Genomic DNA, 12,543 nt, shown 5'->3' with positions numbered 1-12,543 from the left:
TTGTTCACTAACCGAAGCTAGTTACTTAAAACTTTATTGATTACGTTTTGCTTGTTCAGTTTTCAAGGTTCATGTTTTGCTTTATTTTAGCGTGTCACCCTGGCGACTTGTATAATACTACACCCTTATTTTTAAAAGGTCAACACTTTTTAATAAAAAACTTTATTATTTTTATTACCAAAGTAAAACTTCCTATATTAATAACTATAAAATCTATTCACAAGCTAGTTCAATATTAGACCATGAACTAGAAAATAATTTTATCATAATTTCCTACAAAAAAATAATAGATCTTTAAAAAAACAAAAAACTCGGTAAAGAAACCGAGTTTTTAAAATGGGAAAAAGAACGGGATGGCTATCATCATCACAATAAACATAACAAGCTGTAACGGAACCCCTATTCTTACGAAATCCATAAATTTATAGCCCCCCGCCGTCATTACCAGTGCATTCGTAGGGGAAGCAATTGGCGTCGCAAATGCCATACTTGCTGCAACTGCGACTGCAATCATAAATGTTGTGGGACTAACCTCCATTGCAATGGCTGCACTCATGGCAATGGGTGCAAACAATACAGCAGTTGCCGTATTACTAATAAATTGACCGAAAATAGCTGTCAAAATATAAACTCCTATGAGTACACCGTATGGTCCGAAACCACCTAAAGCATTAATAATACCATCAGATAAAATGGTCATGCCCCCTGTTTTTTCTAACGCTGTCGCCATTGGTAACATCGCAGCCACTAACACAATACTTTCAAAATTCATATTGCTATAGGCATCTTCCATGTTTCTCAAGCAGCCTGTTAAAATCATAAGTACAGCACCAATCATCACAGAAATGACAGCAGGGAAAACTTCAAATGCCATCAAAATAATCATGAATAACATAATAATCCCCGCAATTCCAGCTTTGCCTGTAGCTGCTGCCACACTTGCGTGTTCTTTCGGCTGTCCTACAACCACGACATCTTGCGTTTCTCTTGCTAACAAAAGAATTTCATCCCATGCTCCCTGTACTAATATTGCGTCTCCAAATTTTAATTTGTGAGACACCATATCCTGAAGCTTGTAACCACCCTTACGATTAATACCAATGATATTTAGATTGTATTTTTCCCGGAACCCAAGGGAACTAACCGTTTCATTGATAAAGCTCGAATTTGGGGTAAGCAATACCTCTGCAATACCCAGATGCTTCGATACCAATTCATCGGCTTCTCCTTCAACTAATCCTTGCATCTCAAGATGATAATCCTCAACAAAACGCCGAATATCCTCTATTTCTCCTTGAACATATAACTCATCCTTGGCATGAATGACACTAGTTGGTCCTGCCATTTCTTGATAAGTCATCGGTAGTAAATTAATGCCCTCCTGTGATTTCCGATGAATTTTCATCATACAAAGCATATACTTAGCTGGTAGTTTTAATTCCGCTAACGATGTTTCAATAATAGGTGACTCCTCAGGAACGGAGATTTTAAATAGACGATTATTTAAATCATATTGCTTAATAATTTTTTTCGGCGAAAGTTTATAGCCTTCATTAGTCTGTGTACGGTTTTGATCCTTTGGTAATAAAATATTTCTTACAAGTACTAAATAGGAAATGCCAGCAATCATCCCCACGATACCAATAGGAGTTACTTCAAAAAAGCCAAGTTTGTTATAGCCTCGATCAACCAATAACTGACTGACAATTAAATTGGTTGGGGACGCAATCAGTGTCATCAGACCAGAAAGACTTGCTACATAGGAGAGTGGTAGTAGAAATTTAGAAGGGCTGACTTTCATACTTATTGCTATACTTACAACGATTGGCATCATTAAGGCGACAGTACCCGTATTACTCATAAATGCACCAACCGACCCTACAATAATAAGCAGTAGCACAAATAACTTCAGCTCACTATTGCCTGACCATTTTAGTAAGAGTTGCCCCGCCATGCCTGCCAGGCCCGTACGTAAAATCCCTGCACCCACGACAAATAACCCTGCAATCATTAAAACTACAGAGTTTGAAAAACCAGCTAATGCCTCCGCGGGCGTCAAAATATCCATAATAACAAACGCTAATAGTGACACAATTGCTACAAGATCTGCTCGTATTTTATTGGTCACAAATGCGAAAATCGTTGCTCCTAAAATAAGAAATGTTAATGTAAGCTGCACATTCATGAATTCCTTTCTAACATTAATCATTACAAAAAATTGACAGCAAAAAATTGTACTTCATTACTATTTTTATTATAGCTTACCCTGAGCTCTATATGATAAAATTCACCATCTTTTCAAAATTAAAATAAGTGTGGTAGTCATCCACACTTATTAATGATAGCTTCACTATTTTATTTTTGGTAAAGATGATGTTCTTTAATATAGTTGTAACAAGCAGTAGGCAAGAGATATCTCGGTTCTCCTCCCATTGCGAATTCTTCTCGAATATAGGTAGAGCTAATTTCCATCGCTAGCCCTTTATCGATAAGATGAAATCTTCCATCATCATTATTTCTTAAAATCGGAGAACGACTAATGGTTGAGAGCATATCAATGCCATGTCGTGCCATTACAATAAATTTATTCTCCGCTACTAATGCGTCGCCCTTTTTCCATAAACCCGCACCAATATCCACTAATAAATCAGCACCCATAATAAAATGCACCTCATCCTCTGGGTTCTTCTCTCTAAAGTATTTCATAGTGTCATATGTGTAGATATTCCAGCCTTCTTGATCCATCTCATAGGAATCTGCTATAAAACGATCGTCTTTAGCAATAGCTAACTGAAGCATATTCCAACGATGTGTATCAGCTGTTTTGATGGTTTTATCTTTGCGTTTATTTGAGCAAGGCAAAAAAATAACCTTATCTAACTTACATCGATGTGCTACAGTGCTTGCTGTCCAAAGATGGACATTGGTAATAGGATCAAATGATGAACCATAAATACCTATTCTCGCCATCGTCTCTACCTCCTAGCAGTTACTTTTAAATACGTTGTGAAACCTTTTCTTTTATTGCCTGTATGCTTGCCATTTTATTGTCCCAACAAGCTTGACTTAAATCGACTGGATATTCTTCAGGATTCATTGTTCGCTTATACTCACACCACAATAAATGTAAGTTTTCCTGTACATATTTTTGTATTTCTTGAATAGTTGGCTCCTCATAAACAACATTTCCATTTTCTACAATACTTTCATGTAACTCTTTCGCGGTAAAATTTGTAACAAATTTACTAATATACGTATGAATAGGGTGGAACATTTTCAATCTTTCTTCTTGCTGTATGTTTTCATTATCTAACGCAATATAATCTCCTTCAGCATGACCATTCTCTGCATTAATAATACGGTAAACACGTTTACGTCCAGGTGTAGTCACTTTCTCAGGATTTGCTGAAATTTTAATGGTATCAACTAGTTCTCCACTTTCGTCTTCTATCGAAACTAATTTGTATACTCCACCAAGAGCTGCTTGATCATAGGCTGTAATCAACTTAGTTCCGATTCCCCAAGCATCAATTTGCGCCCCTTGTGACTTTAAATGCATAATTGTATATTCATCCAAATCATTCGAAGCCATAATTTTAGTTGCTGTAAATCCTGCATCATCTAGCATTTTCCTTGCCTGTTTTGAGAGATAGGCTAAATCTCCACTGTCTAAACGGATACCAATAAAATTAATTTGATTCCCTAGCTCCTTCGCTACGCGGATAGCATTAGGAACACCAGAACGTAGTGTGTCATAAGTATCTACTAGGAAAACACAGTCTTTATGGGCTGCTGCGTATTTTTTAAACGCAGTATATTCATCTCGATAGGTTTGAATCATCGCATGGGCATGTGTTCCTGACACAGGAATACCGAATAATTTTCCTGCTCTTACATTGCTTGTTGCAGAGAATCCGCCTATATAAGCAGCACGAGTTCCCCAAATAGCAGCATCAAATTCGTGTGCGCGGCGGGTTCCAAATTCCATTACAACATCCTCACCCGTCACTTGTTTGATACGTGAAGCTTTTGTCGCAATCAGGGTTTGGTAATTAACGATATTTAACAACGGCGTTTCAATTAATTGAGCCTCTGCTAATGGTGCTTCAATTCGCAGGATAGGCTCGTTTGCAAAGACCAATTCTCCCTCTCTCATCCCCTTAATTGTCCCTGTAAATTTAAGTTCTTTTAGGTATTCAAGAAATTCCTCGGGATACTTCCCCTCTTCTCGTAAATATTGAATATCGCTTTGAGAGAAACCAAAGTTATTAATAAACTCAATCACTTTTTTCAATCCAGCGAAAACTCCATAGCCATTGCCAAATGGAAGCTTTCTAAAATATAGTTCGAAAACAGCTTTACGTTGATGAACACCATCTTGCCAATAAGTTTGAACCATATTAATTTGGTATAGGTCCGTGTGTAACATGAAACTATCATCTACATATTTCATATTTTCCCCTCCATTCATGTCAAATAATAGTTGCACCTAGAGTATGCTCGAAATGATTTAACGCCCACTCATGTCCAGCTTGATTAAAGGAGGCGACAGCATTTTTATGAATGACGATATCGAACCCTTTATTATAAGCATCTACTGCTGTATGAAGAACACAGATATCTGTACAAACGCCGATTAAATGCAGCTCAGTAATTCCTCTTTCACGCAATTTCAATTCTAGATCTGTCCCTGCAAAAGCAGAATAACGCGTTTTATCAATGTAATAGACGAAATCTTGATCTTTATTTTCTTCATATAATGCGTTTAATGCACCATATAACTCTCTACCTTCTGTATGACGAATATTATGAGGTGGGAATAGCTTTGTTTCTGGATGATAAACATCTCCCTTTTCATGAACATCTATCGCAAATACTGTAAAATCCCCCCTCTTAATAAACTCCTTTGTTAAATCAACATTTGCACGTTCGAGCAATTGCCCAGGCTCTCCGCAAGTAAGAGCCCCATCCGTCGCAACGAAATCCACTGTATAATCAATATTAATTAATGCACGCTTTTTCATCATTTCATCACTCCATTTAATTAATTAGTAATACTAAAATTACAAATTACATTTATTAAAATAAACAGGAAAGACGGATCTTTCCTAATGATAGATAGACTCTACCATTTCAAAATCATTAAATGTATAGAGCTGGGAAGGCCGGAACGAATTTCTTTTTGTTTTCTTCGGTTTTCCTTCTTCATCCAATGCTTTTTCGATAAATGGTAATTTAGGTGCTTTTGTAAAGAATACGGAATCGTTAGAGATTCGTGGATCTTCTCCAACTGTTAGAAGTACTCGTTGCAATTCGGACAATGTAAACTCTTGTGGTAAAAAGTTTTTGGCAACAGTTGTTTGTATCATATCCCTTTTAATAAAATGCAACGCATCGGAAATGATTTTTCGATGATCGAAAGCTAATGGAAGCGTAAATACACTTTCTATATCGAACAGTTCTACATCATCTGCATCATCATTCGCTTGTCGTTGCTCAATATATGTCTCAGGAACAATGGCATAAAATGCATTTGAAATCATCCAACCGCGTGGATCTCGATCGATCTCATCATAAACACCAAAATGTTGAACATGTAAACCTTCTACATTTGTTTCTTCTTTTAATTCTCTCTTTGCTGCGATAAAGGCAGTTTCTTTTTGATTTGCATCTACAAAGCCCCCTGGAAGTGCCCATTTTCCTCCTTCAATATTGGGATTTCCTTCAGCATCCTTAGTAGCACGTTTAATGAGCATAATCTTTAGCGTCATGTTCGGCGGTGCTTTTTCTTCTTTTTTTTCTGAGACAATTGTAAAAATAGCAATATCTGCGGTATATCCATCAGGTGTTAGATATTTTGAGGAATCATAATGTGCAAGCACTTCTTCTTCAGTACGAAATTTTGTCATTGTATAACCCCTTCTATAATTACAAGCTTTAAGTAATTTGTAATTCTATAATTACTATTTATTAGAATTATAATCTTTCAGCAAAGCATTTGCAACTAATTTATAAAAAAAAGCATAAATAAAGCTACTCCGCCTTATTTATGCCCATTATTATTATTGATCTTTCAGCAGAATTCCGTTTTTTACAACAACTTGCCCATTTTTGATTACTGTATGTGTATGATTCATGCCGTAGAAATATTGCAGTTGCTTGTAATTCGCAACATCAAGGATAAGTACGTCAGCTTTTTTATGTGCTTCAAGGGAACCAATTTGCTCGCCTCGATTTAGGGCATATGCTGCATTAATTGTTGTTGCCGTTAATACTTCCTCCAATGTCATACCCATATGCATGCAAGCTAAATTCATAATGAAGGGTAGGCTCATTGTTGGGGATGACCCAGGGTTAAAGTCTGTTGATATCGCCACAGGCACTCCCTCGTCAATCATTAGACGCCCTCTTGCAAAGGGTGCACGTAAAAAGAATGCAGTACCTGGCAGCAATACAGCAATTGTACCCGCTTCAGCCATTTTTTTAATTCCCTTATCAGAAGCAACTAACAAATGCTCCGCAGAAATGGCCTCTACTTCCGCAGCCAGCTCTGCGCCTTGATAAGGTTCGATTTCATCCGCATGTATTTTCGGGGTTAAGCCTAGTGCTTTTCCAGCCTCTAAAATGCGTCGGGATTGTTCGGGTGTAAAGACGCCTTTTTCACAAAATACATCATTAAATTCAGCCAACTCTAGTTCTGCTACTTTTGGCAGCATCTCATTGACCACCACATCCACAAATTCATCCTCACGCCCCTTATAATCACGAGGAACTGCATGAGCTCCCATAAACGTGCTAATGACATCAATATGATGTGCAGCGTGTAATTCTTTTGCGACCTCTAGCTGTTTCTTTTCCGTTTCCCAATCCAAGCCATACCCTGATTTTGCTTCAACTGTTGTTACGCCATGCTTTAAAAATACATCTAAATGCTGCATCGTTTTTTCATATAATTCATCAAAGCTTGTTTCTCGTGTACGCTTTGTTGTAGCATGAATGCCACCGCCTGCATTCATGATTTCCATATAGGTAGAACCATTTAATCTCATATTAAACTCTTGCTCGCGTGTTCCACCATGCACTAAATGTGTATGACAATCCACTAAGCCAGGCATAACAATCTTACCAGTAGCATCAATCGTTTCTGCCTTCTTTATTAATTCTGGGAAGTCAGCTTCTAGTTGCTCATACGCTCCTACTGCTACAATACGCTCTTCTTCAATTAGAACACTGCCATATTCTATTACTGCAATTTCCTGCATTTGTTCTTTTGTACGTGGTCCTTGTACATTACTTTTCAAGGTAATTACTTCATTTGCATTTTTTATTAGAATAGTCACTTCACATCACCCTTTAACATTGGTATATGGACACCTTTGTTTTTTGCTGTATCGATAGCAATATCGTAGCCTGCATCAGCATGACGAGCAACGCCCATTCCAGGGTCTGAAACTAATACACGTGCAATTTTTTCAGCGGCAAGCTCTGATCCATCTGCTACTAAGACTTGACCTGCATGCTGTGAATAACCCATTCCTACACCACCACCATGGTGTACGCTTACCCAGCTTGCACCACTTGCAGTATTAACTAGAGCATTTAAAATTGGCCAATCCGATACCGCATCCGAACCATCTAGCATCCCTTCTGTTTCACGATTTGGTGATGCTACAGAACCTGAATCTAAGTGATCGCGACCAAAGACAATTGGTGCTGATAATTCACCATTTGCAACCATTTCATTGACCTTTAATGCAAAACGATGACGATCACCATAGCCTAACCAGCAAATGCGTGCAGGTAGCCCTTGCCATTTCACCATTTTTTGTGCCATATCAATCCAATTGACTAGCCCCTCATCTTCAGCGAACATCTCTTTTGCCAGTGCATCTGTTTTATATATATCTTCAGGGTCTCCTGAAAGCGCCGCCCAACGGAATGGGCCCTTTCCTTCACAGAATAACGGACGAATATACGCTGGTACAAAGCCTGGGAAATCAAAGGCATTTGTCACACCCATTTCTTTGGCATAGGCACGAATGTTATTCCCATAATCAAATACTTCTGCGCCTGCCTCTTGGAACTCTAGCATTGTACGAACATGCTCTGCCATTGTTTCTTTTGCTTTACGCTCATATGTTTTTACATCCTCTTTGCGAAGTTTTAGCGCTTCTTCAAAGGTCATGCCATTAGGTACATAACCATTAATCGGATCATGTGCAGATGTTTGGTCTGTCACAAAATCTGGAATAATTCCACGATTCAACAACTCACGATTAACATCAGCACAGTTACCAACAAGGCCAATGGATGCTGGCTCATTTTGGTCACGTAATTTATTAACTAATGCAATTGCTTCATCTACAGTTTCTACAATATAATCACAGTAGCCTTCTTTGATTTTACGTTCAATGCGAGCACGTTCAACTTCAACAACTAAGATTACAGCACCAGCCATTTTCCCTGCTAATGGCTGTGCACCACTCATACCGCCCATACCACCTGTAAGGATGAATTTACCCCGTAAATCAGCAGTACCAAATACCTTTTTTCCTGCTTCTACAAAGGACAGATAAGTGCCTTGTAAAATTCCTTGAGCACCAATATAAATCCAGCTCCCAGCAGTCATTTGACCATACATCATTAAATCTCTTTCTTCTAATTCATAAAAGTGATCCCAATTTGCCCATGCTGGTACAAGGTTTGAATTGGCAATCAGCACTCGAGGGGAATGCTCATGTGTACGGAATACAGCTACTGGCTTTCCAGATTGGATTAATAGAGTCTCATCATTCTCTAATTCTTTCAAAGAGGCAATGATTTGCTCATAGCTTTCCCAGTTACGAGCAGCCTTACCAATACCCCCATAAACAATCAGTTCATCTGGATTCTCTGCCACCTCTGGGTCAAGATTATTCATTAACATACGCATTGCAGCTTCCTGTGTCCATCCCTTACATGTGAGTTCATTTCCACGTGGTGCACGAATATCTGTCTTAAATACCATTAAAAACACGCTCCTTTTCCTATTAAAAATAACGCTGTCTAAAACTCTAAAATAACTGAATATTCAGACTTAATTGCATATAAATATCTTCAAAGCAGAGGCTACTCGGTGTATAACCGAGCCACGCCTTTGCTCTTTCATATTAAATTAATCTAATTTACACATATTCATTTACTAATTCATTACTTGATAGTAAATATTTCGCCAATGCTTCAATTTCATCGCCAATTGGTTGATCGGCTAGTAATGGTGGACAAAATTCTCGCACTTTCTTTAAGAATTTACTTGTAGTAGGAGATAATTGCTCTTCTGCCTTGTCTAAATGAATAGCCTGTGATGCACAAATCAATTCGATAGCTATAACGCGAGCAGCGTTGTGAACAATCTGACGTACTTGTCGTGCCGAAGTTGTTCCCATACTTACATGATCCTCTTGGTTACCTGATGTAGGAATAGAATCCACACTCGAAGGATGTGCTAAAACTTTATTTTCTGAGACAATAGAGGCTGCTGTATATTGAGCAATCATAAGTCCACATTCAATCCCAGGATTTGTTGCTAGAAACGGCGGAAGCCCTTCATTAAGCTGAGGATTTACCATACGTTCTGTACGGCGTTCTGAAATATTGGCCCACTCACATACACCTATTTTCAAAAAGTCCATTGCCAAGGCTATTGGCTGTCCATGGAAATGCCCACCCGATAAAACCTCCCCGCTTTCTAAAACGATTGGATTATCAGTTGTTGCATTCATTTCAGTTTGAACACGATCCTGCGCGTAGAAAAATGACTGCCAAGAAGCACCATGTACTTGTGGTATACAACGTAGTGAATAAGCATCCTGCATGCGAATTTCACCCTGCTTTGTCACACGTTTACTACCATCAAGCCACTTACGAATACGCCCGCCCACTAGTTCTAACTCAGGATGTGGTCTTACTGCTAAAAGTGCTGGATCAAATGCAGAGGTAATGCCCTTTAAAGCTTCCAGTGTTAAGCTAGCAGCCATATCTGCTGCAAGACCAATTCGTTCAGCTTCATTGACCGTTAATACACCTATCCCCGTCATAGCTTGTGTACCGTTAACTAACGCTAGCCCCTCTTTAGCTTGAAGTCTAACAGGGGTTAATCCTGCTTGCTTTAGCGCGTCACTACCACTCATGATCTCTCCGTTAAACTCAGCCTTTCCTTCTCCCACTAACACTAATGCCAAATGTGATAAAGGCGCTAAATCACCACTTGCTCCTACTGAACCTTGTGACGGAACAATTGGATGAACACCTTTATTAATAAAATCCAACAATAGTTGGACAGTTTCCTCACGAATGCCAGAAAATCCTCTGGCCAAAGCATTGGCACGTAACACCATCATTGCACGTACAACATCTGTTGGGAATGGTTCACCAACACCGGTTGCATCTGATCGTAATAAATTTAGCTGCAATAGCTCAATGTCTTCTTCTTCAATTTTTATATGGCTGAGCTTACCAAACCCTGTATTCACACCATAAATTGTTTGGCCTTCAGCTAAACGCTTTTCGATACGCTCTCTACTTAAACGAATACGTTCTAAGCTCTCCGTAGCAAGTGCAACTGTTGCTTGCCCCTTCACGATTTCCTCTATTTGTTGTCTTGTTAATGTATTGCCATCAAGCTCGATGATTGACTTCACATGACATCCCCCTATTCCCTATATGGCTATGTAAATAAATTATCTTCATTCATATTTTCGTAATACGAAAACATCAGTATCAAACTTTCTAAGCGTTTTTATATCCAAAGTTGATTGTTGCTGATGATCAATTACTCTATTTACATTGTACTAACTACCTTTTTCAGAATATAGAGAATTTTAATAGAGAAAACAAGACTTTTTTCAGATTCCTATGTTATTTTTATTAATATAATCGTACTTTTATATGAAACTGTATTTTTTTAAGAAAGGTTGATGGTATGAAGCTGTTATTAATTGATCGCGATCCTACTGACCTAGCAGGAATAAAGTGGTTTTTACATACATACTTCCCTGGAGATGTTGTTATTGAAATGTGTACAAGTATTTCAGAAGTGCCTCAAATTATTCGACAATTTGAACCAGACGCCATACTGTTAAATATCGATTTATTTCCTAATAATCGCTTAGCAGGTCTTTATCGCGATTTACAGAAGCTTTCTGGTGCCATTTTAGCAATGACAACAGAGCCATTATTTAAAAATGCTTTGAAGGCAATTGATTTACAAGTGGCTCATCTTTTTGTGAAGCCTATTGATTTAGAGCTATTAAAGAAAAAACTCACAACCATTTCTCTTCGCACACCCCAGATTACAGAAGATGCTCAAGAGGCTACAAACGATTCCTTTTATAATCAATTATTTTTAGATAATAAATCTAGTTCAATTGAGACCACGATACATTTCACAATGATTGAACCCGAGCATACTGAAACCTTCAATAAGCTTTACAATTGGCTTCAACAAACACCGATTCACTTTCATATGAAAACCTACCCTCTATCTAATAGAATCGTATGTCTTTTTCAAACAAATGATATAAGGATTGTGGAAAAAGATGTACGTACACTTATGAAGGAATGGCGTTTGATTAGTAATAGTTCTTTAAATATCGGCATATATGATGGAACACCTACAACCATTAAAAATATGTATACATTAACAAAGCGTGCACTACATCAAAGTTTTTATGAGGGCTTTGGCCATATTTTTTATGCGAGCAAACAATATGAAACTCAGCCCTTTGATCCCTTACTGACACCTGAAGAGCAACAATTACTAATAAGTAGTTTGGAAGATGGAAACCTAGAGGCCGTTAAAACATTTTTATATCGGCTTTCTAATGAAGGCATATATTATGAGCAAGATGATTTACGCATTCATCTGACGAGTGTCTTAGCACAAATTAGACGCTTTATGCTGAAATATAAATTACATGAAAAAGCGGTTATCGAACAAAACTACCGTCAGCTATTTCACTTAATCATTGAGCATCCTATATTTTACACGATACTCAATGAGATTATTTCTTTCACGCAGACATTAATTGAGTTAGCAAGGGTAGCCCGAATAGAGAAACGAGCTGATTATGTTGAACTAGCTATAGAAATAATTGATCAACAATTTAAAGATAGTGCACTGTCTCTTCCCTTTGTTGCTCATAAGCTTGGAATAAGCCCCAATTATTTAAGTACGATTTTCTCAAGAAAACAAGGCTTGCCATTTAAGCGCTATTTACAGCAAGTAAGAATTCATCATGCCACAAAAATGCTGCTAGAAACAGATTTTGCTATTAGTGAAATTGCTCATTTAAACGGTTTTGATGATCCAAATTATTTTATAAAATTATTTAAGCAACAAATTGGTATTACACCTAACCGATATAGAAAAAAATAAAAGATTGATTAAAATAGTTTTCAATTAGTTGATTTTATTTTCAATAAAGACTCTTATCATGATGCCATTATCCTAATCTTAACGTGAGAATTATCTATAAAATTGAGATTAAATAAAATAATTTTAAG

Annotated in this window: 9 protein-coding genes; 1 reads left to right on the top strand and 8 read right to left on the bottom strand. The window is 37.6% G+C overall.

The features are described from left to right. Positions 1-331: 331 nt before the first annotated feature. The 8 genes from EW028_RS20790 to hutH all read right to left on the bottom strand — a co-directional run bounded on the left by EW028_RS20790 (position 332) and on the right by hutH (position 10,670). The gene (locus EW028_RS20790; protein ID WP_048390703.1) at positions 332-2,185 is read right to left on the bottom strand and encodes an SLC13 family permease; all 1,854 of its coding nucleotides are present in this window, start codon (positions 2,183-2,185) and stop codon (positions 332-334) included. Positions 2,186-2,355: 170 nt separating this feature from the next. After that, the gene (nadD, locus tag EW028_RS20785; protein ID WP_048390705.1) at positions 2,356-2,970 is read right to left on the bottom strand and encodes a nicotinate-nucleotide adenylyltransferase; all 615 of its coding nucleotides are present in this window, start codon (positions 2,968-2,970) and stop codon (positions 2,356-2,358) included. A gap of 25 nt (positions 2,971-2,995) precedes the next feature. After that, positions 2,996-4,453: a nicotinate phosphoribosyltransferase gene (locus EW028_RS20780; protein WP_131522205.1), complete on the bottom strand. Its 1,458-nt coding sequence runs from the start codon at positions 4,451-4,453 to the stop codon at positions 2,996-2,998. Positions 4,454-4,472: 19 nt separating this feature from the next. Beyond that, the gene (locus EW028_RS20775) at positions 4,473-5,027 is read right to left on the bottom strand and encodes a cysteine hydrolase family protein (RefSeq protein ID WP_131522204.1); all 555 of its coding nucleotides are present in this window, start codon (positions 5,025-5,027) and stop codon (positions 4,473-4,475) included. A gap of 81 nt (positions 5,028-5,108) precedes the next feature. After that, positions 5,109-5,909 carry an NUDIX domain-containing protein gene (locus EW028_RS20770; RefSeq protein ID WP_131522203.1) on the bottom strand — a complete coding sequence of 267 codons (801 nt, stop codon included), beginning with the start codon at positions 5,907-5,909 and terminating at the stop codon, positions 5,109-5,111. Between the two features lie 153 nt (positions 5,910-6,062). Next, the gene (gene hutI / locus EW028_RS20765) at positions 6,063-7,340 is read right to left on the bottom strand and encodes an imidazolonepropionase (RefSeq protein ID WP_131522202.1); all 1,278 of its coding nucleotides are present in this window, start codon (positions 7,338-7,340) and stop codon (positions 6,063-6,065) included. After that, positions 7,337-9,007, bottom strand: a complete 1,671-nt coding sequence (hutU, locus tag EW028_RS20760; RefSeq protein ID WP_131522201.1) for a urocanate hydratase — start codon at positions 9,005-9,007, stop codon at positions 7,337-7,339. Before hutU ends, hutI begins: the two co-directional genes overlap by 4 nt. Before the next feature lie 157 nt (positions 9,008-9,164). Next, positions 9,165-10,670 carry a histidine ammonia-lyase gene (gene hutH / locus EW028_RS20755; protein ID WP_193767424.1) on the bottom strand — a complete coding sequence of 502 codons (1,506 nt, stop codon included), beginning with the start codon at positions 10,668-10,670 and terminating at the stop codon, positions 9,165-9,167. Between the two features lie 290 nt (positions 10,671-10,960). Here hutH and EW028_RS20750 point away from each other — a divergent pair, with 290 nt between their 5' ends. After that, positions 10,961-12,415, top strand: a complete 1,455-nt coding sequence (locus tag EW028_RS20750; protein ID WP_131522199.1) for a helix-turn-helix domain-containing protein — start codon at positions 10,961-10,963, stop codon at positions 12,413-12,415. Positions 12,416-12,543: the final 128 nt, after the last annotated feature.

Source organism: Lysinibacillus sp. OL1, from assembly GCF_004332175.1.
In the GTDB taxonomy this organism is placed as follows: Bacteria; Bacillota; Bacilli; order Bacillales_A; family Planococcaceae; genus Lysinibacillus; species Lysinibacillus capsici.
The sequence above is the reverse complement of the archived record's forward strand: the minus strand, read 5'-3'. Positions and strand labels throughout refer to the sequence as shown.